Source organism: Halomonas sp. QHL1 (assembly GCF_001882345.1).
GTDB lineage: Bacteria > Pseudomonadota > Gammaproteobacteria > Pseudomonadales > Halomonadaceae > Vreelandella.
Genome location: NZ_MINL01000001.1, coordinates 460,915 through 482,354, shown reverse-complemented (window position 1 = coordinate 482,354; position 21,440 = coordinate 460,915). Strand labels below are relative to the sequence as shown.

Sequence of the window (21,440 nt, the reverse complement as noted above, 5' to 3'; positions counted from 1 at the left end):
GCGCTATGGTACCTTTAAAAAGATGAGCATTTTCTTGCCATTTTGACTTTAAAAATGATATTTATTGGTATTTTGTGTCAATTTTTAATAGGAAAATAATCACTCATGCTAATTGGTCAGTTAGACGCTATCGATCGCCGCATTCTTGCATTGCTCCAAGGTGATGCCCGTTTAACGAATGTGGAACTCGCGGAGAAAGTAAACTTGTCGCCATCTCCCTGTTTACGCCGAGTGCGACGCTTGGAAGCTAGCGGTATTATCCGTGGTTACCACGCTGAGCTTGATCGGCGAGGGGTCGGGCTTGAGCTAACGGTGTTTGTGGGTATCAAGGTTGAACGTCACCATGAAGAGCAGGCTAATGCCTTCCGTGAAGCAATGGTCAAACTGCCAGAAGTCGTCACTGCGCACTTAGTCTCTGGGGAGTCTGATTTTTTACTGCAGGTGGTGGTACCTAGTTTGGCGGCTTATGAGGCGTTTCTAACGGGGACACTGCTTCGCCTACCTGGGGTGAGTGATATTCGCAGTAACTTTGCTATCCAGCCGGTGAAAGAGTACGGCACCCTACCATTAGCTAACAACAATAAGACCTAGTTGTGAAACTTGTTGATTGTGGCGTGCTCGTTTGATGCAATTTAACGCTAAACCCACGAATACCCGTATGAAAAAGGTGATTAGCTAAAGCCTGGCTATTCCCCGACACCAGTAGCCGCATAAAGTCAGCCTAAAGCGGCGCTTGATTTGGGTACTGTGAGCCCACCTTAAGATATCCAAGCTGTCTTTCTCTATTTTCATTTTAAGCCTCTTCCTACTGAATCAACCAGGCCTAACTGTTTCCTCTAGACAATGGGGCAATGCTGATGCTGGGCGTTGAGAAAAAAGACTTCCTCATCGTTACGTCATTTCACGACCACGAAAATTCATATGGGCTTGATATGGATCAAGCTGCGGCCATATGCCTCGTGTTTTTAAGCAGAAAGAGGTCTATCCTCAAACGAAGATATTTAAGTTATTACGTTAGAGTATATAGTTATGAAAAGTTCTATAGTGCCAATGGCTACCGTCATCGGAATCACGTTGGCCTTAGGAGCCACACCCTCTATTGCAGACGAAGTCGAGGCCTACCGGGAAACAACATTAGGTCTCTATGTCACGGCCATTGAGGCTCATGACCTCATGCAAGATAACGATCGTGCTGTACTCATCGACGTACGCGACCCCATTGAGATCAAGTTTACTGGCTTCGCCGAGCCCACCGATATCCATGTGCCCTGGGTGCTAGCCGAGCGCGATAACTTCGATGAAGAAGCGAAGACTTGGCCAATGGTCAAAAACGCTGACTTCGAAGAGCAATTAAGAGCAAAAATAGACGCTCTAGGCGTAAACGAAGAAGATCCGATCATTGTCATGTGTCGCTCCGGAGCCACCCGCAGCGCTCCCGCTGCCGATGTGATCGCCGAGATGAGATACAGCGAAGTCTATTCCATGACCGACGGTTTCGAGGGTGAAAAGCTCAAGGAGGGTAATTCCCAGGGCGTAAGAGCGCTGGATGGTTGGCGCAATTCGGGCCTTCCATGGAGCTATGACATTAACCCTGATGTGGCATGGCGCCCTGCCCACTAAGCTTCAGATAAATGGGCCACTGCTTGATCAGCAGCAGGGCCAAGATATTGATCAAAACCAACGAGGTGACCGCATGACTATTACACATAAGACCAGCAATACGATCTTGACACTGGCAGTTGCTACTGCTGCCATCGGTTTCTCTAGCTTCTCAATGGCTGAAAGCAATGGTAGCAACGGAGCTGAAGATCAGGCCTTAGTTATCCTTACTAGCGACTCACTGCAGACACAAGGCATGGCCATGATTCTATCCAACGCCATGCAGCAGCAAGGCACCCACCTGCATATACTGCTGTGTGATGCTGCTGGTGATTTGGCCATCGGTGGATACGCAAGTGCTGACGCTATCAACACGCCACCGAGCAACCCGGCAGGCCAAGTCAAACCGGAAGGCATGCTTAATATGCTTTTAGAGAATGGCGCCAGCGTGGATGTGTGTGCCATTTACCTGCCCAACAGCGAAAACGAAGAAGGCGACCTTCTTGAAGGCGTGGGTGTTGCGGCACCTGGCCCCATAGCGGAAATGATGCGCGATCCGTCCATTCCTGTTTACAGTTTTTGAGCTCCCAACTGAAATTAAGGAGTCAATTATGAGTCGCAATGTCGGTGGTATCGATAAAATCTTACGCTTCCTGATTGGGATTGCACTGATCGCACTGGCCCTAACAGGTACTATCGGGGTGTGGGGCTGGATCGGCGTATTGCCGCTGGCCACCGGGCTATTTAACTTCTGCCCAGCTTATAAATTAATAGGCTTTAATACCTGCAAAACTAAATAGTGTCTATTAAGTAAACAAGATCACAGAAAAGCGCTTGCGATGTTTATTAGAGCAAGCGCTTTTTTATATATGTGCGCTAAAATAAAGTTATGTCACGTTAAAAGGAACTTTATGCCAAATTGAAGTGAAAACGACAGCAACGAAGGACCTTGCCTCGTTGGCATATTCAAAATGAATGCATGCATTAAATTCGAGTGAGGACTCAACAGTCTGGACATTGCCATTCTTGTGACTAGCAAATTTATAGATGTGCTTGATAGGGGAAGGACGCAAGGTACGGGTATACATGGCAGTACACCTATTTTTGTTTTATTACTACAAAAGTAGGTTATGCCAAGAGGAAAGGCAAAAAATGACAGCAGCAGGACAATTTGTGCCACTTTGAAGGAGAGACTACAAAAATGGAGGCGGCCCCAAAAGCCACATCCCGGCACACGCAGCCACCACTACCGTTGCTCCCTTCCGGGCCTGGCGGGGTTCGCAGTTTAGCGTTGCGGGAGGACCTAAGGGGCCACCATAGCGGCACACTCTGTTATTACTTGAGTGTGCTAATGCTGATGTGGTGGCTACGCCCTGATTTGAACAGGGGACCCCATCATTATGAGTGATGTGCTCTAACCAGCTGAGCTACGTAGCCTTTCCCTCATCAACGGGTGCAGATTATGCCTACCTTGATAACGAAAGGCAAGCCGGATCCCGGCTTGCCCTGCTAGCCAACAAAGCGTATCGAAACTGGCTTACTGAATAGCGGCGCGTACGGCCTCTAAACTGGGCTCGCCGTCGCGTGTTGTCACGCCGTCTAACCACTCGTCCAGCACACTATCATTGGCCTTCAAGTAGTCACGCGCGGCATCACGGGGATCTTCACCATCATCCATGATCGAGCTCATTAGCTGATTTTCCATTTCCAGCGTAAAGGTCATATTGCGCAGCAAAGTACCTACGTTCGGGCACTCATCCACGAACCCTGCACGAGTATTGGTGTGCACGGTCGCGCCACCTAAATCTGGGCCGAAATAGTCATCGGCATCCGACAGATAGGCCATCTCGAAGTTAGAATTCATGGGGTGCGGCTCCCAGCCTAAAAACACCATCCACTGCTCATTGGGCACTCTAGCGCGCAGTTCGGCGAGCATTCCCGCTTCACTAGAATCAATAACCTGCCAATCGCCTAACCCGTAAGCGTCGTCATCGATCATCTGCTCGATTAGCTCGTTGCCGTCGTTGCCCGCTTCGATACCGTGCACGCTGCGATCAAACTGATCCGCATGCTCAGCCAAATCGTTAACCGACGTCACACCTGCATCATAAACGTATTGGGGCACTGCCAAGGTGTACTTGGCCCCTTCCAGATTGGCCACCAAGCGCTCAACTTCACCGCGCTCGATGTAGGGGTCGCTAATAGAAGCCATCGAGGGCATCCAGTTACCCAGGAAGACATCGAAATCGTTGTTTCGCATACCGGCGTAGGCAATCGGCACGGAAACTGTATCGACGCTTGGTTCATAGCCAAGCCCTTCGAGAACTTCGCTGGCGAGCGCAGTGGTGGCGGTAATATCCGTCCAACCCACTTCGGCAAAGCGCACGCTGCTGCACTCGTTTGCAAAAGCCGCCGCTGGCAGGCCCGCTGCCAGCAATAAAGCACCTGCGTAGCGTGAAGAAGTTCTGCTCATCATCGTTGTCCCCTTTATAAGCTTATTGCTAATTACATAGATACGAACACTCAGTTGCTGCCGTGGTCGCAGTGCGTAGAAATATTCGGCGTCTTTTTATTGATTGAACGTTCAATAAAAAAATGCCATCATTGTTAGGTAATCATGTCTACGCCTGGGTTTCAAGCAGTGGCCCTGTTAGGCATTCAACGAATTAGGAGAGCGCTGTGCCAAAGGTGGGAATGGAACCGATACGCCGCCAGCAGTTAATTACCGCAACCATGGCAGCCATTGATGAGGTCGGCCTAGCCGAAACTACCGTGATGCGCATTGCACGCCATGCGGGTGTTTCAGCCGGCATTATCAGTCACTACTTTGGCGGTAAAGATGGCTTGCTGGAAGCGACAATGCGGCAAATCCTGACCGACCTGACCGGGGCCGTTGCGGTGCGCCGCCATGCGTTGGAAGACGGCTCTCCCCATGCTCATATTGGCGCCATTATTGAGGGTAACTTTGACCGCACCCAGGTCACCGGTCCCGCCGCCAAGACGTGGTTAGCGTTCTGGGCCAGCAGCATGCATAAACCTATGCTGCAGCGGCTGCAAAACGTCAATGATCGTCGTCTTTACAGCAACTTATGTCACCAGTTTCGACGCGTTATGCCCCGCGCAGAAGCCCGTAACGCAGCGCGTGGTTTGGCTGCCATGATCGACGGCCTGTGGCTACGTGGCGCCCTTACTCCAGAAGGATTAGATGCTGACGAAGCTCGCCTTCTTGCCCACACCTATCTCGATCAGCTTTTTGCTCATTATGGATGCACAACGCCTGCATCCCACACGAACAGTTAATTTTTATATTTAAGGAGACCGACATGGCCGCTCAAGACGTACAGCCTCTTTATATTGATGGTCGCCAGGTAGCCGCCACCTCAGGCGATACTTTTACCGTTACCAACCCGTTTGATGGCAGCCTGCTGGCCACTATTGGTCAAGCTAGCCAAACCGATGTCGACACAGCGGTCGCCGCTGCTCAGCGGGGCCAGCGCGAGTGGGCCGCGATGACTGGCATGGAGCGCTCGCGTATTCTGCTGCGCGCCGTAGCGCTGCTAAGAGAACGCAATGATCAGCTTGCCGAGCTGGAAACCCGCAACACCGGTAAGCCGATCAGCGAAACCGCCAGTGTCGATATCGTTACCGGCGCGGATGCGCTGGAGTATTACGCTGGCTTGGCGCCTGCTATTGAAGGCAGCCAGATTCCCCTGCGCGATAGCTCTTTTGTCTACACCCGCCGCGAACCGCTGGGCGTAATTGGCGCCATTGGCGCCTGGAACTACCCGATCCAAATTGCTTGCTGGAAAGCCGCACCGGCGCTGGCGGCAGGCAACGCAGTGGTATTCAAGCCCAGCGAAGTGACCCCGCTTACCGTTATGAAACTAGCGGAAATCTTCACTGAGGCAGGCTTGCCCAACGGCGTTTTTAACGTGGTGCAGGGCGACGGCCGCGTGGGCGCCATGCTCACCGAGCACCCAGGTATCGCCAAAGTCTCGTTCACCGGCGAAGCGGGCACCGGAAAAAAAGTCATGGCCGCCGCCGCAAGCTCGACGCTAAAAGACGTCACCATGGAGCTGGGCGGCAAATCACCGCTTCTGGTCTTCGCAGATGCCGACCTTGATCGCGCTGCGGATGCCGCCATGATGGCCAACTTCTACTCCAGCGGCCAAATCTGCACCAACGGCACGCGGGTGTTTGTTGAATGCAGCGTTAAAGACGCCTTTGAAGCCAAGTTGGTAGAGCGCGTCAAGCGTATCAAGGCAGGCGACCCCATGGACCCAAGCGTTAACTTTGGCCCGCTGGTCAGCTTCGAGCATCAAGAGAAAGTGCTCTCCTATATTGCCCTGGGCAAAGAGCAAGGCGCTCGCCTGCTCGTGGGTGGCGACGACTGGAACACTGGCAGCTTTGCCGATGGCGCCTGGGCAGCGCCTACCGTGTTCACCGACTGCACCGACGAGATGCGTATCGTGCGTGAAGAGATCTTCGGCCCAGTGATGTCGGTGCTCGCCTTTGATGACGAAGCAGAAGTCATTCGCCGCGCCAATGACACCACCTATGGCCTTGCTGCCGGTGTTTTCAGTGAAAGCTTGAACCGTGCCCACCGCGTGATTCACCAGCTGGAAGCGGGTATCTGCTGGATTAACACCTGGGGTGAGTCACCTTCCGAAATGCCGGTAGGCGGTTACAAAGAGTCTGGCATTGGTCGCGAAAACGGTATCGAGACGCTTAATCACTATACCCAAACCAAGTCCGTACAGATTGAAATGGGCCCGTTTGAGTCGGTGTTTTAAGGAGTTTTTATGTCTCAACCACGCGAATTTGATTACATCATTATCGGCGCAGGCTCGGCGGGCAATGTGCTTGCTACTCGCCTCACCGAAGACAGCAGCGTCAGCGTACTGTTGCTAGAAGCGGGTGGGCCGGATTATCGCTTCGATTTCCGCACCCAAATGCCCGCCGCTCTAGCATTTCCGCTGCAGGGTAAGCGCTACAACTGGGCGTTCGAAACCGACCCCGAGCCGTATATGGATGGTCGCCGCATGGAGTGTGGCCGCGGCAAAGGCCTGGGTGGCTCCTCACTGATTAACGGCATGTGCTATATCCGCGGCAACGCACTCGATTACGACAACTGGGCCAAACAGCCAGGGCTGGAAGATTGGGACTACCTAAGCTGTCTGCCCTACTTCAAAAAGTGCGAAACCCGCGATATTGGCCCCAACAGCTACCACGGTAGTGATGGCCCGGTGAGCGTTGCTACGCCAAAATTCACCAACAACCCGCTATATCGCATCTTTATCGAGGCAGGAAAGCAGGCAGGCTATCCGGAAACCGAAGACGTTAACGGTTACCAGCAAGAGGGTTTCGGCCCCATGGACCGCTTCGTCACACCCAAAGGCCGCCGTGCGTCTACTGCTCGAGGCTACCTGGATACCGCCAAACAGCGCCACAACCTCACCATAGAAACTCATGCCGTTACCGACGTGATTGAGTTTGAAGGTAAACGTGCGGTGGGTGTTCGCTATAAACAGAAAGGCGAAAAACAGCAGGCCTATGTACGCCGCGAAGTAATCTTGTGTGGCGGCGCCATCGCCTCGCCGCAGATTTTGCAGCGGTCAGGTATTGGTGATCCGGAACTGCTAAACGAACTGAATATCGAGACGGTTCACGCCCTGCCCGGCGTGGGTGAAAACCTCCAGGATCACCTGGAGATGTACATTCAGTACGAGTGCAAAAAGCCGATTTCGCTCTACCCCGCGCTGAAGTGGTACAACCAGCCCAAGATTGGCGCCGAGTGGCTGTTTAATGGTACCGGCGTGGGCGCCAGCAACCAGTTTGAATCCTGTGGCTTTATCCGCAGCCGCGATGAAGAGGAGTGGCCAAATCTTCAGTACCACTTCCTGCCCATCGCGATTAGCTACAACGGTAAAAGCGCGGTGCAGGCCCATGGCTTCCAGGCCCACGTTGGCTCAATGCGTTCAGAAAGCCGTGGGCGTATTCGACTCACCTCGAAAGATCCACACGCCGCGCCTAGCATTCTGTTCAACTACATGGCCAAAGACAAAGATTGGCAAGAGTTCCGCGATGCCATACGCCTCACCCGCGATATCATCGCCCAGCCAGCGTTTGATAAATACCGTGGCCGTGAGATAGCTCCCGGCCCTGACGTGCAGTCCGATGCCGAACTCGATGCCTTCGTCAAGCAACACGCCGAAACCGCCTACCACCCCTGCGGTAGTTGCCGTATGGGCGAGGGTGAAATGGCCGTCACCGATGGCCAGGGTCGCGTCCATGGAATTGAAGGTCTTCGCGTCGTAGACGCTTCACTCTTCCCGGTGATTCCTACCGGCAACCTGAACGCGCCCACCATTATGCTGGCGGAGAAAATCGCCGACCGTATAAAAGGTCACGAGCCGCTCCCCCGCGCCAGCGTTGACTACTATATAGCTAACGGTGCACCGGCCAAACGCGCCTGAACATTTACTCCGTTTACCACTCCAAACGCCATGGCCTGACGCCATGGCGTTTTTTTATGAGCGCCTCGCATTTGCAGCGTTAAACATGCCTAAATACTTGCACGAGGCGGCTTCCATCTGCCAATATTCAAACAAGTGTTCGATTGACGGTTTTGTTGCCGTTCCTGACTCAGATTTATCTAACAACAGCTGGCCAGCAATAAAGGCCAACAACAGAGAGAGACTCTATGCTCACCCTACTCCTTATCGTGCTCGCCATTGCTGGCTTGCTCGTCGTAATGCGTCGCGAAGCAGGTGCTCCAGCGGCACTAGCGGTGCTTGGCGTATTGGGCCTTGTTGGCCTGCTGTTTGACGCAGAAGTCATTGGCGTACTGCTGCTGATTGGCGCAGCTGCCGTGGCAGTGGCCGGCCTGCCCGCACTGCGTCGCAAGTGGCTCACACCGCGCCTATTCGCCACCTTTAAGAAAGTCGCCCCCAAGGTTTCCGCCACCGAGCGCACGGCCCTGGAAGCGGGCAGCGTCTCTTGGGACGGCGAGCTATTTTCAGGCAAACCCCAGTGGGAAAAGCTGCTCGCCTTTAAAGATGACGGCCTGCGCGACGATGAAAAAGCCTTCTTAGCCAATCAGTGTGCCAAAGCCGCTGGCATGTGCAACGCCTGGGATATCGCCCAAGAGCGCGCTGACCTGCCCCAGCAGCTGTGGGACTTCCTGAAAGCAGAGGGCTTCTTCGGCATGATTATTCCGAAGGAGTACGGCGGCCTTGGCTTCTCAGCCAAAGCGCAGTCCATGGTGCTGCAAAAGCTCTCTGCCAACGAAACCCTGATGGTGACCGTGGGCGTACCCAACTCCCTCGGCCCTGGCGAGCTGCTGCTTAAATACGGTACTCAAGAGCAGAAAGATCACTACCTACCGCGCTTATCCGATGGCCGTGAGATTCCCTGCTTTGGCCTCACCGGCCCTCGCGCAGGCTCTGATGCCACTTCGCTGCCCGATACCGGCGTAGTGTGCAAGCAAACCATTAACGGCGAAGAGGTGCTTGGCCTGCGCCTAAACTTCGAAAAACGCTGGATCACCCTGGCGCCTATCGCCACTGTGGTTGGCCTTGCCTTCCGTCTGTTTGACCCGGAAAAATTGCTCGGTGACGAAGAAGATCGCGGCATTACCCTGGCGTTGATCCCCCGCGATACCGACGGTATGGAAATCGGCCGCCGCCACCACCCCATCGGCAGCCCGTTTATGAACGGGCCGATCATTGGTAAAGATGTCTTTGTACCGCTGGATACCATCATTGGTGGCCCGGACATGATTGGCCAAGGCTGGCGTATGCTGGTGGAGTGTCTCTCGATTGGCCGCTGCATCACGCTGCCCTCAGGCGCTACCGGAACCGCCCGTTACGCCCTAGGCTGGAGCGGCGGTTTCACTCGCGTGCGTCGCCAGTTCAACGTGCCGGTGGCAGAAATGGAAGGTGTGCAAGAGCCCCTCGCCCGCATGGCGGCGCTTGCCTATATCTCCCAGGCCACCGTGTATCAAACCGCCAACATGATCGACCACGGCGAAAAGCCTGCGGTGCCCTCGGCCATCCTGAAAAGCCAGCTAACCGAGTTCCAGCGCTTACTACTTAGCGATGCCATGGATGTTCACGGCGGCAAGGCGGTTACTCTTGGCCCACGCAACTACCTCGGCATCGGTTACAGCGCCAACCCGGTGGCGATCACCGTGGAAGGTGCCAACATCATGACCCGCAACCTGATGATCTTCGGTCAGGGCGCGATCCGTTGCCATCCTTACGTACTTGAAGAGCTAGCAGCCAAAGATGCCAACGATATCAAGGCGTTCGATAAAGCCTTCTTCGGTCACGCAGGCCTGATCTTTGGTAACGCCGCGCGCGCCTTCACCCTGGGCTTTGGCATCGGTAAAGCCAGCGTACCCTTCGATGGCTCTGCCGCCATCTATGCTCAGGATATTGCCCGCCTTTCCGCAGGCTTTGGCCTATGTGCCGACGCCGCCATGGCAAGCCTGGGCTCAGCGCTGAAGAAACGCGAAATGATCTCCGCGCGGCTAGGGGATGTACTTTCTAACCTCTACCTGACTTCCATGGTGCTCAAGCAGTGGCAAGCGGGCAGTAAAGTAGAAGGCGAAGAAGCGCTGCTCCATTACAGCTGTCGTTTCCTGCTTCAGCGTGCCGAACAGGCGTTCGTGGAGATTTTCGATAATCTACCCAACCGCGCCCTGGGTAAAACCCTCAACGCCGTAGTGATGCCCACCGGCCGCCGCTGGAATAAACCCCACGATGACCTGGCGCGCGATATCGCTAAGCGTGTTTCTACGCACAGTGCCCTGCGTACCAAGCTGCTGGAAAACACCTGGGATGCGGACGACGGTGAGCAGCGCAACCCGCTGGCACGCTACAACGCCCTGCTGATCGACTATGATCGCGCCGAAGCGATCTACCGCACGGTGAACAAGGCTTATGCCAAAGGCGAGCTACCGCAGACGGCACTCCACCCTGAAGCACGCGTTGAGGCCGGTTTGGAAAAAGGCCTGATCAGTGCCGAGGACGCGGAGTTCATGCGCACCTTCGAGGCCGAGGTTCTGGAAATGCTCACTGTGGACGATTTTGCCTACGATGCCTTTGCCAAGAATAAGTCCACCTTGATCGATCACAACGCAAAACCTGCGCCAGCGCCTAAGCAGGAGGAAGAAAACGTTAAGTAATACCATCTTTTCAAAGCGTTAGCTGTAACGATAGCCGACTCCTGGCATGCAGGAGTCGGCTTTTTTGTGTTCACTTTCTACGCCTAAAAGCGTAGACCAACGAATCAAAAACGCGTTGCAAGTTCGTAAACGATCAACTAGCCTTTCGTAAACGAAAGCGATTAACCCTAAAAATCGCGTTTTAAATAGCACTCTCCAATCGCTATTTCCAAAAACAATGACGCTAGCGAGATCGGCATGTCCTTACATTTGCAAAATATTGATCACATCGTTAACGGTGTGCCGCATATCAGTGGGATCGACTTAGCCCTCGAGCCAGGCTCCTTCAACGTGCTGCTTGGGCGAACGCTCGCCGGAAAAACCACTTTGATGCGCCTAATGGCAGGGCTCGAGCCACCCACTCGCGGCAAGATCATCATGGACGGCAAAGACGTAACGAACGTCTCCGTGCGTAAAAGAAATGTCTCCATGGTCTACCAGCAGTTTATCAACTATCCCAGCCTCACCGTTTACGACAACATTGCCTCGCCGCTTAAACTGGCCAAGCATCCTAAAAGCGAAATTGATAAGCGGGTAGGCGAAATTGCTGAAATGCTGCATATCGAACATCTGCTTAAACGCTACCCGCAGGAACTCTCCGGCGGCCAACAGCAGCGCACCGCCATGGGCCGCGCACTGGTCAAGGATGCTGACTTAATCCTGTTTGATGAGCCGCTGGTCAACCTGGATTACAAACTACGTGAAGAGCTACGCGATGAATTGCGTGACCTGTTTAAAGCGCGTAACTGCATTGCGGTATATGCCACCACCGAACCCAATGAAGCGTTAGCGCTGGGCGGCAACACAGCGGTACTACATGAAGGCAAGCTTCTTCAATACGGCCCTACCGAGCAGGTCTATCGCGAACCGAATGGCCGCTTTAGCGCAGAAATGTTCTCTGAACCTCCGATCAATATCGTCCCCGGCCAATTGACCGATAGCGAGATCACCTTCGATCAATCGCTGCACTTTCCCTGCGATGACCAGCTAAAGCGTCTTGAACCGGGTGATTACGACTTTGGCGTCCGCGCTTCGCACCTCACTCTGCAACCCCAGCAGGCCGATGACATGGCTTTAGATGTGCACGTGGATGTAGCAGAAATTAGTGGCTCTGAAACCTTCCTGCATGTTCACCATGAACGCTTCCCCTTAGTACTGCACTTAGCGGGCATTCACCAGTTTAGTGTTAATGAACCTTTGAAAGTTTACTTCCCTACCCACCAACTTTACGCCTTCGATAAACAGGGCCACACGGTACATATTCCTGCGCGTCAGGGAGGAGCTGCCCATGGCTGAGATCACTTTAAAAGGTCTGGCGCACTCCTACGAAAAAACACCCAAGGGTGCGGCAGATTACGCCATTCGCCATATGGAGCATGTCTGGCACCAGGGCGGCGCCTATGCCCTACTGGGCCCTTCGGGGTGCGGTAAATCTACCCTTCTGAACATTATTTCGGGCCTGCTTGAACCTTCAGAGGGTGACGTGCTTTTCGACGGTCATCGGGTCAATGAGCTACCTCCTGAAGAGCGCAATATTGCCCAGGTATTCCAGTTCCCGGTGATCTACGACACCATGACGGTGTTCGACAACCTCGCCTTTCCCCTGCGCAATATGAACACCCCCGAGTACCGGGTAAAACCCAAGGTACTCGAAGTCGCCGATATTCTTGAATTGACGCCGCTGTTGGATCGTAAAGCCAAGAACCTAACCGCCGATGAGAAGCAGAAAGTCTCCATGGGTCGTGGACTGGTGCGCGACGACGTCACGGCCATCCTGTTTGATGAACCGCTCACCGTTATCGACCCGCAGCTAAAGTGGAAACTGCGCCGCAAGCTCAAAGAGATTCACGAGCGCTTTAACATCACCATGATCTACGTGACCCACGATCAGCTCGAGGCCTCGACCTTCGCGGATAAAATTGCCGTGATGTATGAGGGTCAGGTGGTTCAATTCGGCACGCCGAGAGAGCTGTTCGAGCGCCCCGCACATACCTTTGTGGGTTACTTTATTGGTAGCCCCGGCATGAACTTTATGGCCGTGGAATACCGTGACGGACAAGTGATGTTCGGCTCCCAGCCGCTGCCGGTTAGCGATCAGATGAAACACGCAGTCGCCAACGCTAGCTCTGACAACATTAAGCTCGGTATACGCCCCGAGTTTATCGCCATTTCCTCGAGCGAAGTGGCTGATAGCGTGCCGATTCAGGTAATCAGCGTTCAGGATCTGGGTACCTACTCGCTACTCACCTTCAAGCTCAACGAGCAAACGTTTAAAGCACGCCTACCTGAAGGCCATACGCCGGTAAGTGAAACGGCGTTTGCCCACTTCGACGATGCTCACGTTGCGCTGTATATCGATGAATACCTAGTGGAGGCTGGCCATGAATAACAAAGTACCTAATAACAGAGCCTGGCTACTGGTGCTTCCCATGCTGGTGTTGGTGGCCTTCTCCGCCATCATTCCACTCATGACCGTGGTTAACTACTCGGTGCAGGATGTGCTCGGGCCGAACGCACGCTTTTTTACCGGTACTGAGTGGTTTCAAAGCATGCTCAACGACGACGCGCTGCAGGCAGCGTTTCTGCGCCAAATTTCATTCTCGCTGATTATTCTCGCCATTCAGATTCCGCTGGGGATTGGCATTGCGCTCATTATGCCCAAACGCGGCTGGCAGGCTTCGGCGGTGCTGATCTTAATCACCCTGCCGTTGCTGATTCCCTGGAACGTAGTGGGCAGCATCTGGCAAATCTTTACCCGCGGCGATATCGGCTTAATGGGCTGGGGGCTGCGCGAGCTGGGCATTGAATACAATATCACCCGCAATGCAGGCGACGCCTGGGTAACGATCATTTTAATGGACGTGTGGCACTGGACCCCGCTGGTGGCAATGCTCTGTTACAGCGGCCTGCGCTCGATCCCCGAAGCCTATTATCAGGCAGCACGCATTGACCGTGCCTCAAAATGGGCAGTTTTCCGCTATATCCAGCTGCCCAAGCTAACCAACGTGTTGGTAATCGCTGTGCTGCTGCGCTTTATGCACTCCTTCATGATCTACGCAGAACCCTTTGTACTGACAGGCGGCGGGCCGGGCAGCGCAACCACCTTCTTAAGCCAATCGCTAACCACTATGGCGGTCGGCCAACAGGATTTAGGCCCTTCTGCAGCGTTCTCGCTGATCTACTTCCTGGTCATTCTGCTGGTGAGCTGGGTGTTCTACACCACCATTATGAATATGCAGAAAGACAAACCGCCGCATGGAGGTGCCTAACATGAGCTATCAACTCGAAAACACCCAGCGCGGTGAAAAGTACAACAGCATTTTTAGCAAGGTTTCATCGGCCAAGCGGCGTAACCGTACTGCCCGTTCGCACTGGCGCTCGCGTCTTCTGCTTGGTCTTTATCTGGCGCTGATGATTCTGCCCATTTACTGGCTGATCAATATGTCGCTCCAGACCAATAGCGAAATTCTTGGCTCCATGACGCTGTGGCCCCAGAACCTTACCTTTGATAACTACATCGGCATCTTCACCAACTCAAGTTGGTACATGGGCTACGTCAACTCGATGCTCTATGTGGCGATGAATATGCTCATCACCATCTGCGTGGCGCTACCGGCCGCATACGCCTTCAGCCGCTACACCTTTATTGGCGACAAGCACCTGTTTTTCTGGCTGCTGACCAACTTAATGGCGCCACCTGCGGTATTTCTGCTGCCCTACTTCCAGCTCTACTACTCTGTGGGCCTGTTCGATACCCACATCGCCGTAGCGCTGGCTCACTGCCTGTTCAATATCCCGCTGGCTATCTGGATTTTGGAGGGTTTTATGAGCAGCGTGCCCAAGGAGATCGATGAAACCGCCTATATCGACGGCTATAGTTTTCCGCGCTTTTTCGTCAAGATTTTTATCCCCATGATCCGCTCCGGTATCGGCGTCACGCTGTTCTTCCTGTTCATGTTCTCCTGGGTGGAGTTGCTGCTGGCCCGCACATTGACCGCCACCGACGCCCAGCCCATTGGCATGATCATGACGCGTACTTCAACAGCCTCCGGGATCGATTGGGGCACCCTGGCCGCCGCCGGTGTACTCACCATTATTCCTGGCATTCTGGTGGTCTACTTCGTTCGTAACCATATCGCCAAGGGCTTTGCCCTGGGCCGTACCTGAGGAGATCTCGCTATGTCTTGGATGGTATGGACAGTGCCCACCGCCATATTCTTTTCATCAATTGCCGCCATGCTGGCCGGTATGACGGTTTGGGAAATTTTGTCGCCCACTATTGAGCGCAAAGGGTTTTTACCCATTGCCACCACTCGCGGGGATCGGCTGTTTATCGGCCTGCTCTCGGCGGCCTTTATCCACCTGGGTGTGATTGGCTTCACCTCACTATCCATTTGGATTGCACTAGCAGTATCAGCCGTATGGCTGCTGGTTTTAATGCGCTGGGGATAGCCCTTAACAGGTTTTTAAAAGCTCGCCAGCGTTTAATCGGTATCAAGGACGGCCAAGCCATCAAGGAAGAACACAACAAAACGAGGTCACCATGCAAAAGCACTACAACAAGTCCAGACTGACTAAGTTCAAACTGACAACCCTCGCCGCTGGCTTGTTGCTGGCATCGGGTACGCTGTCAGCGCAGGAAGAGGATACCCGCGCCATCGCTGAACGCTTGGTCGATGAGCACTTCCAAAACTCAACCCTGAGCCGCGAAGAGCAGATCGAAGAACTGATGTGGTTTGCCAAAGCCGCTGAGCCTTTCCGCGACATGGATATCCAAACCGTGGCAGAAGGTCTCACCACTCACGTTTATGAGAGCGAGGTTCTGGCAGAAGCATTCAGCGAACTCACCGGCATCAACATAACCCACAACATCATCGGTGAAGGTGATGTAGTGGATACCATGCAAAACCAGATGCAGTCGGGTAACAGTATCTACGACGGCTTCGTCAACGATACCGACTCCATCGGCACGCATATTCGCTATGGCACCACCATCAACCTTTCTGAAGCGATGGAGAACGAGTGGGCCGACTACACACTGCCCACTCTGGATTTAGATGATTTTATTGGCCTGCAGTACGGCACCGGGCCGGATGGCAGCCTCTTCCAACTGCCCACCCAGCAGTTTGCTAACCTCTACTGGTTCCGCCATGACTGGTTCCAGCGCGAAGACTTACAGGAGCAGTTCCGGGAAATTTACGGCTATGACTTAGGGGTGCCCACCAACTGGACAGCCTATGAAGACATTGCCGAGTTCTTTTCCGAACACGTTGGAGAAATTGACGGCACCAAGGTGTATGGCCACATGGATTATGGCCGCCGCGACCCGTCACTGGGCTGGCGCTTCCACGACTCCTGGCTCTCGATGGCGGGCATGGGTAGCCCCGGCGTACCTTCAGGCAACCCGGTGGATGACTGGGGTATCCGCGTCAATGAAGATAGCCAGCCGGTAGGCGCCAGCGTTAGCCGCGGCGGTGCTACCAACTCACCGGCCTCAGTGTTTGCGATGCAAAAAGCCGTTGATTGGCTACGTGACTTTGCCCCACCCGAAGCGCAGGGTATGACCTTTGGTGAAGCCGGGCCGGTACCTGCGCAAGGGCACATCGCCCAGCAGATCTTCTGGTATACCGCGTTTACTGCCGACATGACTGATCCCGCCGTTGCGGTGACCGATGACGAGGGCAATCCACTGTGGCGCATGGCACCTTCCCCCACCGGCCCTTACTGGGAAGAAGGTATGAAAGTTGGTTATCAGGACGTGGGTGCATGGACGTTCTTTGACTCAACCCCGGAAGATCGCCGCACTGCTGCATGGCTATTTGCCCAGTTCACCGTGGCAAAAACCACCTCACTGGAAAAACTCATGCACGGTTTAACGCCGATTCGTGAATCTGACATTTTCTCTGAGCAGATGACCGAAATGGCGCCGAAGCTGGGCGGCTTAGTTGAGTTTTACCGCAGCCCCAACGAGTCGAACTGGACGCCTACCGGCACCAACGTACCTGACTACCCACGCATGGCGCCGCTATGGTGGCAAAACCTAGCGCCCGTTATGAGCGGTGAAGTTACGCCACAGGAAGGTCTCGACAAGCTGGCGGCGGATATGGATAACACCATGAATCGTCTGGCCCGCGCCAACGTCTTCGACAGCTATGCACCGGTACTTAACGAAGAGCAAGATCCTCAGATTTGGCTCGATCAGGAAGGCTCTCCGAAAGCCAAGCTAGATAATGAAATGCCGCAGGGCACCACCGTTCCTTACGATGAAATGATGGAAGCCTGGATGGCAGCTGGTACACGCCAAGAGTAACGACGCGTAACGCTAGCAGGGCGGGCTACCGCTCGCCCTGCTAGGGGTTTCATTGGCGGTATGCCAGAGCACAAGAGAACACCCACTTAGACGGGGCTATTTATTGGTTAATTGGATCCGCTATGAAACTGCGAAATCGAAACATTGAAAAACTACCTACCGAGACCTTTGATGCCCTCATTATCGGGGGCGGTATTAATGGCGCAGCCACCGCAGCGGCACTGGCGGGTAAAGGCGCTAAAGTTGCCCTGATTGATCGCGGCGACTTCGCTGGCAGCACCAGCATGCACTCCTCCAACTTAGTGTGGGGAGGCATTAAATACATGGAAAGTAAGGACTTTGCACTCGTTCGCAAACTGTGCAAAAGCCGTAATCACTTGATAAAGAGTTATCCTTCTACGGTGCAGGAGATTCGCTTCCTGACCACTATTTCAAAAGGTTTCCGTCATTCACCGCGCTACCTGTGGGCGGGCACCTGGCTTTACTGGCTAATGGGCAACGGCTTCACTAAACTGCCGCGCCTGCTCTCGCCGAACAAGATTAAGCAGCAAGAGCCGATTATTGATGTTGAGGGCTCGGTAGGAGGCTTTGAATACTCCGACGCCTACCTTCACGATAACGACGCCCGATTTGTGTTCAACTTTGTCCGCCACGCGCTCAATTATGGGGCGATTGCCGCCAACTACGTCGAATCACTCGGCGCCGAGCGTGACGGCGACCTATGGGTGACCAAAGCGCGCAACGTGATGGATGGCAACACCTTCGATATCCGTGCCAAGGTGTTGATCAATGCCGCAGGACCCTGGGTGGACCAGCACAACGAGCTGACGGGCCAAAAAACCACTCATCATCACCTCTACTCCAAGGGCATTCACCTCATCGTTCCGCAGCTAACCGACTCTCAGCGGGTACTGGCATTTTTTGCCGACGATGGAAGACTGTTTTTTGTGATACCTATGGGCAATCGCACCTGTATTGGCACCACCGATACCCATATGGAGCACCCTGACGTGGACGTTACCGCTGAAGATATCGCCTTTGTGCTGGAAAATATCAATAAGCGCCTAACCTTAGCTAAACCGCTCACCCGGGATGACATTATCTCAACGCGCTGCGGCGTACGGCCATTAGCCATCAAAGATGATCAGGGTAATGACCGCGACTTCCTACAGCTCTCGCGCAAGCACGTGGTCGATACCAATACCGAAAGTGCCCATATCAGCATTTTTGGCGGCAAGCTTACCGACTGTTTGAACGTTGGCGATGAGATTGCCGAAGAGATGGGCCGACTGGGCGTTTCTCTATCTGACCCCAACTTTCAGTGGTACGGCGAACCGCCCAAGCCAGTGAAACAGCAGTTTATGGATCAAGCCAAGCGTATGAACCTGGATGCCATGACCGCTTCTACCTCATCGGAGCTGCTCTCCACTCGGTTGTGGCGGCGCTACGCTGATCAAGCCATCCAGATGCTTGAGAAAATTCGTCAGGATCCCGCTCAGAGCGAAATTTTAATTGAAGGCACTGAATATATCCGCTGTGAGATTGAGCATGCCCGTGATCACGAGATGATCACCCAGCTTGAAGATTTCCTGCGCCGCCGTGCCAAAGTCTCACTGGTGGTACCTCACGAGCAGTTACGCCAGTCCACAGGCTTAAAAGAGGCGTGTCGCGTGCTGTTTGGCGACGATGCGGACGAGCGTTTTAACCGCTATTTTGAACAAAACCGCGATACCGCGCTGCCGCCTACTTCTTCATCTTTGGTTTGACATTATCAGTGACTAAACATAAAAAAGCCCCCTCAGCTGAATGAAGGGGCAAATTTGCTATTGATCATGTGACCTAGGTAGAGCGCACGCGTGAAACGGCATCAAGCCAGCCCTGATAGAGCTGCTCGCGAGTGGTCTCCTCCATCGCAGGCATAAAGCTTTTCTCGCAGCGCCACAGCTGCTCAATCTCTTCCAGTGTTTGATACCAGCCGAGACGCAGCCCAGCCAAGTAAGCTGCCCCCAGCGCGGTGGTTTCCAGGATGGTGGGACGATCTACCTGGACTCCCAGCATATCGGCAAGAAACTGCATCACCCAGCTGTTCTTCACCATGCCGCCGTCGACACGTAAAGTGCCCGGTGGGGCCTCCATATCGTCGTTCATGCAGTGCTGCAGGTCGCGGGTTTGATAGCACACCGCCTGCAGGCCAGCGGCGACTATTTCAGCAATACCGGTATCGCGGGTTAACCCAAAAATTGCGCCGCGCGCTTTGGGGTCCCAGTGCGGGGCTCCTAGGCCGGTAAAGGCGGGCACCAGATAAACGCTGTGGCCGCTGCGGGTCTCCTGAGCCAAAGCTTCCGTTTCCGAGGCGTCGGCAAACAGGTTCAAACCGTCACGTAACCACTGCACCGTCGCCCCCGCCACGAAAATGCTGCCCTCCATGGCGTAGGTCGGCTTGCCGTTAAGCCGGTAGCCAATGGTGGTCAGCAGGCGATTGCGCGACAGCGACGGCGTTTCGCCGGTATTCACAATCATAAAACAGCCGGTGCCGTAGGTGCTTTTACCCATCCCCGGTTGAAAGCACGCCTGCCCCACTAAAGCAGCCTGCTGGTCCCCCGCTACGCCAGCAATGGGCAGCGCAGCACCCAGCCAGTGCGCTTCGGTGTTGCCAAAATCATCGCTGGAGTCTTTCACTTCCGGCAAAAGATTCGCGGGGATATTAAATAGCGTCAGCAGCTCTTCATCCCACTCCTGGGTATGGATATTAAACAGCGCCGTACGGGAAGCGTTGGTGGCATCGGTAACGTGCTGCTTACCACCGGTCAGCCGCCAGATTAAAAAGCTATCTACCGTCCCGAACGCCAGCTCGCCCTGCTCTGCAAGCTGCCGAGCGCCCCCAACGTTATCCAATATCCAGGCAAGCTTGGTGGCTGAAAAGTACGGATCAATCAACAGGCCCGTTTTAGCCTGAACGACATCGGTGTGACCTTTATCACGCAGCGATTGGCACAAATCAGAGGTGCGACGATCCTGCCAAACGATGGCGTTATAGAGGGGTTTACCCGTTTTCCGATCCCACAGAATAGCGGTTTCCCGCTGGTTGGTAATGCCGATTCCCGCTATCTGGTCGGCGGTAATCTCTGCGTTGTGCATCACATCCCGGCAGGTCGCTACCACTGTGTCCCAAATATCTTCAGGGTTGTGCTCAATCCATCCATCGTGGGGAAAGTGCTGCGTGAATTCCTGCTGGGCAACAGCGGCCACCTGGCCTTGGCGGTCAAACAGAATGGCGCGGGAGCTGGTGGTACCTTGATCAATGGCGAGTATAAAAGAGGACATATCGAGTTCACTTTGTTGTATTGTCTTTCGATTTTGTATACTTGCTTTCGCTTTATTATGATTCAAGGCTACTCTAGCCGCCTAAAATGCTCAAGGCTGAAACTGGCTCATTAAGCAAGATACAGCGCCACATCGTGTTGCGTCAGCAAGCGCTGAATTGCTTCTGGCGGCTTGCGGTCGGTAAATAGCGCATCCAGCTGTTCCAGATTGCCTTGCCGCACGACCGGGTTACGATGGAATTTAGAGTAATCTGCCGCCAAATAAATACGCCGCGAATTGGCAATAATCGCCTGAGCAACGCGCACTTCCTGGTAGTCAAATTCCAGCAGCGAGCCATCCTCATCGATACCGCTGATGCCGATAATGCCGTAGTCCACTTTGAACTGATTTATGAAGTCGATAGTGGCTTCACCGATAATACCACCGTCCCGGGAGCGCACCTGCCCACCGGCAATAATCACGGTGAAATCCTCTTTATGCTGCAGGATGGCGGCAACGTTAAGATTATTGGTAATAATCTCAAGGCCCTGGTGCTCCAGCAGCGCTTGAGCAATCACTTCATTGCTTGTGCCAATGTTAATAAATAGTGAGGAGTGATTAGGGATGTGCTGGGCTAAACAGCGGGCTATGCGCTCTTTCTCTTCCAGATGCAGTGTCTTGCGCGTGCTATAGGCGGTATTCACCGTACTCGACTCGATTCCCACCCCGCCATGAACTCGCCGAACACGACCTTCATCAGCCAGGGTATTCAAATCACGCCGGATGGTTTGCGGTGTCACAGCGAAATGATCGGTGAGCTGCTCGATACTCATATAGCCGTGCTGACGAACCAGCTCGACAATGGCATCCTGACGAAATTGTTGATTCATAAGCCCGGCCTGTTCGATTTTTATTAATATCTGAACATAATCTAGCAAAATTTTCGAAACCTAATAGCTTTCTTCAAGCAATTCGGCTAACACCGAGCTGACAGACCGA

General features: G+C 53.9%; 18 protein-coding genes, 1 tRNA gene and 1 other RNA gene. 15 read left to right on the top strand and 5 right to left on the bottom strand.

Going from position 1 to position 21,440, the window contains the following annotated elements; translation table 11 throughout:
• Nucleotides 1-105 precede the first annotated feature (105 nt).
• The 4 genes from QHL1GM_RS02170 to QHL1GM_RS02155 all read left to right on the top strand — a co-directional run bounded on the left by QHL1GM_RS02170 (nucleotide 106) and on the right by QHL1GM_RS02155 (nucleotide 2,399).
• A complete protein-coding gene (locus QHL1GM_RS02170; RefSeq protein WP_071693016.1) occupies nucleotides 106-591 on the top strand; it encodes an Lrp/AsnC family transcriptional regulator in 486 nt (161 codons plus the stop codon).
• Nucleotides 592-1,029: 438 nt separating this feature from the next.
• Entirely contained in the window at nucleotides 1,030-1,620 is a 591-nt protein-coding gene (locus QHL1GM_RS02165) for a rhodanese-like domain-containing protein (protein ID WP_254795240.1), read from the top strand.
• Nucleotides 1,580-2,182 (top strand): hypothetical protein, encoded by a 603-nt coding sequence (locus tag QHL1GM_RS02160; protein WP_254795239.1) that lies wholly within the window; start codon nucleotides 1,580-1,582, stop codon nucleotides 2,180-2,182. Before QHL1GM_RS02165 ends, QHL1GM_RS02160 begins: the two co-directional genes overlap by 41 nt.
• A 28-nt stretch (nucleotides 2,183-2,210) precedes the next feature.
• A complete protein-coding gene (locus QHL1GM_RS02155) occupies nucleotides 2,211-2,399 on the top strand; it encodes a DUF2892 domain-containing protein (RefSeq protein ID WP_071693015.1) in 189 nt (62 codons plus the stop codon).
• A gap of 411 nt (nucleotides 2,400-2,810) precedes the next feature.
• On the opposite strand, the gene ffs is transcribed toward QHL1GM_RS02155, so the two are convergent.
• From ffs to QHL1GM_RS02140, 3 genes are all read right to left on the bottom strand, one after another.
• Nucleotides 2,811-2,907, bottom strand: an RNA gene (gene ffs, locus QHL1GM_RS02150) — signal recognition particle sRNA small type.
• Nucleotides 2,908-2,959: 52 nt separating this feature from the next.
• A tRNA-Met gene (locus QHL1GM_RS02145) sits at nucleotides 2,960-3,036 on the bottom strand.
• Nucleotides 3,037-3,136: 100 nt separating this feature from the next.
• The gene (locus QHL1GM_RS02140) at nucleotides 3,137-4,075 is read right to left on the bottom strand and encodes a choline ABC transporter substrate-binding protein (protein WP_083570951.1); all 939 of its coding nucleotides are present in this window, start codon (nucleotides 4,073-4,075) and stop codon (nucleotides 3,137-3,139) included.
• A 203-nt stretch (nucleotides 4,076-4,278) separates the two neighbouring features.
• On the opposite strand from QHL1GM_RS02140, the gene betI reads away from it, so the two are divergent.
• From betI to QHL1GM_RS02085, 11 genes are all read left to right on the top strand, one after another.
• Entirely contained in the window at nucleotides 4,279-4,899 is a 621-nt protein-coding gene (betI, locus tag QHL1GM_RS02135; RefSeq protein WP_175540337.1) for a transcriptional regulator BetI, read from the top strand.
• Between the two features lie 23 nt (nucleotides 4,900-4,922).
• On the top strand, nucleotides 4,923-6,392 hold the full coding sequence (gene betB, locus QHL1GM_RS02130) for a betaine-aldehyde dehydrogenase (protein ID WP_071693013.1): 1,470 nt from the start codon (nucleotides 4,923-4,925) through the stop codon (nucleotides 6,390-6,392).
• A gap of 9 nt (nucleotides 6,393-6,401) precedes the next feature.
• A complete protein-coding gene (betA, locus tag QHL1GM_RS02125; RefSeq protein WP_071693012.1) occupies nucleotides 6,402-8,075 on the top strand; it encodes a choline dehydrogenase in 1,674 nt (557 codons plus the stop codon).
• Nucleotides 8,076-8,302: 227 nt separating this feature from the next.
• Nucleotides 8,303-10,789 carry an acyl-CoA dehydrogenase gene (locus QHL1GM_RS02120; RefSeq protein WP_071693011.1) on the top strand — a complete coding sequence of 829 codons (2,487 nt, stop codon included), beginning with the start codon at nucleotides 8,303-8,305 and terminating at the stop codon, nucleotides 10,787-10,789.
• Between the two features lie 237 nt (nucleotides 10,790-11,026).
• Nucleotides 11,027-12,124 carry an ABC transporter ATP-binding protein gene (locus QHL1GM_RS02115; protein ID WP_071693010.1) on the top strand — a complete coding sequence of 366 codons (1,098 nt, stop codon included), beginning with the start codon at nucleotides 11,027-11,029 and terminating at the stop codon, nucleotides 12,122-12,124.
• The gene (locus tag QHL1GM_RS02110; RefSeq protein ID WP_071693009.1) at nucleotides 12,117-13,217 is read left to right on the top strand and encodes an ABC transporter ATP-binding protein; all 1,101 of its coding nucleotides are present in this window, start codon (nucleotides 12,117-12,119) and stop codon (nucleotides 13,215-13,217) included. The genes QHL1GM_RS02115 and QHL1GM_RS02110 overlap by 8 nt, the downstream gene beginning before the upstream one ends.
• Nucleotides 13,210-14,097 (top strand): carbohydrate ABC transporter permease, encoded by an 888-nt coding sequence (locus QHL1GM_RS02105; protein WP_022523708.1) that lies wholly within the window; start codon nucleotides 13,210-13,212, stop codon nucleotides 14,095-14,097. Before QHL1GM_RS02110 ends, QHL1GM_RS02105 begins: the two co-directional genes overlap by 8 nt.
• Before the next feature lies 1 nt (nucleotide 14,098).
• Nucleotides 14,099-14,995 carry a carbohydrate ABC transporter permease gene (locus QHL1GM_RS02100; RefSeq protein WP_071693008.1) on the top strand — a complete coding sequence of 299 codons (897 nt, stop codon included), beginning with the start codon at nucleotides 14,099-14,101 and terminating at the stop codon, nucleotides 14,993-14,995.
• Between the two features lie 12 nt (nucleotides 14,996-15,007).
• Entirely contained in the window at nucleotides 15,008-15,280 is a 273-nt protein-coding gene (locus tag QHL1GM_RS02095; RefSeq protein ID WP_035578838.1) for a DUF2160 domain-containing protein, read from the top strand.
• Between the two features lie 91 nt (nucleotides 15,281-15,371).
• The gene (locus QHL1GM_RS02090; protein WP_071693007.1) at nucleotides 15,372-17,138 is read left to right on the top strand and encodes an ABC transporter substrate-binding protein; all 1,767 of its coding nucleotides are present in this window, start codon (nucleotides 15,372-15,374) and stop codon (nucleotides 17,136-17,138) included.
• Between the two features lie 122 nt (nucleotides 17,139-17,260).
• Nucleotides 17,261-18,904 carry a glycerol-3-phosphate dehydrogenase/oxidase gene (locus tag QHL1GM_RS02085; RefSeq protein WP_071693006.1) on the top strand — a complete coding sequence of 548 codons (1,644 nt, stop codon included), beginning with the start codon at nucleotides 17,261-17,263 and terminating at the stop codon, nucleotides 18,902-18,904.
• A gap of 73 nt (nucleotides 18,905-18,977) precedes the next feature.
• On the opposite strand, the gene glpK is transcribed toward QHL1GM_RS02085, so the two are convergent.
• Nucleotides 18,978-20,462, bottom strand: coding sequence for a glycerol kinase GlpK (glpK, locus tag QHL1GM_RS02080; protein WP_071693005.1), 1,485 nt, complete (start codon nucleotides 20,460-20,462; stop codon nucleotides 18,978-18,980).
• A 110-nt stretch (nucleotides 20,463-20,572) separates the two neighbouring features.
• Nucleotides 20,573-21,331, bottom strand: coding sequence for a DeoR/GlpR family transcriptional regulator (locus tag QHL1GM_RS02075; protein WP_071693004.1), 759 nt, complete (start codon nucleotides 21,329-21,331; stop codon nucleotides 20,573-20,575).
• Nucleotides 21,332-21,440: the final 109 nt, after the last annotated feature.

What these genes read in the sequence shown, in the direction of transcription:
- QHL1GM_RS02170 (WP_071693016.1), top strand. Translation starts at nt 106, where the DNA reads ATGCTAATTGGTCAGTTAGACGCTATCGATCGCCGCATTCTTGCATTG.
- QHL1GM_RS02165 (WP_254795240.1), top strand. Translation starts at nt 1,030, where the DNA reads ATGAAAAGTTCTATAGTGCCAATGGCTACCGTCATCGGAATCACGTTG.
- QHL1GM_RS02160 (WP_254795239.1), top strand. Translation starts at nt 1,580, where the DNA reads ATGACATTAACCCTGATGTGGCATGGCGCCCTGCCCACTAAGCTTCAG.
- QHL1GM_RS02155 (WP_071693015.1), top strand. Translation starts at nt 2,211, where the DNA reads ATGAGTCGCAATGTCGGTGGTATCGATAAAATCTTACGCTTCCTGATT.
- QHL1GM_RS02140 (WP_083570951.1), bottom strand. Translation starts at nt 4,075, where the DNA reads ATGATGAGCAGAACTTCTTCACGCTACGCAGGTGCTTTATTGCTGGCA.
- betB (WP_071693013.1), top strand. Translation starts at nt 4,923, where the DNA reads ATGGCCGCTCAAGACGTACAGCCTCTTTATATTGATGGTCGCCAGGTA.
- betA (WP_071693012.1), top strand. Translation starts at nt 6,402, where the DNA reads ATGTCTCAACCACGCGAATTTGATTACATCATTATCGGCGCAGGCTCG.
- QHL1GM_RS02120 (WP_071693011.1), top strand. Translation starts at nt 8,303, where the DNA reads ATGCTCACCCTACTCCTTATCGTGCTCGCCATTGCTGGCTTGCTCGTC.
- QHL1GM_RS02115 (WP_071693010.1), top strand. Translation starts at nt 11,027, where the DNA reads ATGTCCTTACATTTGCAAAATATTGATCACATCGTTAACGGTGTGCCG.
- QHL1GM_RS02110 (WP_071693009.1), top strand. Translation starts at nt 12,117, where the DNA reads ATGGCTGAGATCACTTTAAAAGGTCTGGCGCACTCCTACGAAAAAACA.
- QHL1GM_RS02105 (WP_022523708.1), top strand. Translation starts at nt 13,210, where the DNA reads ATGAATAACAAAGTACCTAATAACAGAGCCTGGCTACTGGTGCTTCCC.
- QHL1GM_RS02100 (WP_071693008.1), top strand. Translation starts at nt 14,099, where the DNA reads ATGAGCTATCAACTCGAAAACACCCAGCGCGGTGAAAAGTACAACAGC.
- QHL1GM_RS02095 (WP_035578838.1), top strand. Translation starts at nt 15,008, where the DNA reads ATGTCTTGGATGGTATGGACAGTGCCCACCGCCATATTCTTTTCATCA.
- QHL1GM_RS02090 (WP_071693007.1), top strand. Translation starts at nt 15,372, where the DNA reads ATGCAAAAGCACTACAACAAGTCCAGACTGACTAAGTTCAAACTGACA.
- QHL1GM_RS02085 (WP_071693006.1), top strand. Translation starts at nt 17,261, where the DNA reads ATGAAACTGCGAAATCGAAACATTGAAAAACTACCTACCGAGACCTTT.
- glpK (WP_071693005.1), bottom strand. Translation starts at nt 20,462, where the DNA reads ATGTCCTCTTTTATACTCGCCATTGATCAAGGTACCACCAGCTCCCGC.
- QHL1GM_RS02075 (WP_071693004.1), bottom strand. Translation starts at nt 21,331, where the DNA reads ATGAATCAACAATTTCGTCAGGATGCCATTGTCGAGCTGGTTCGTCAG.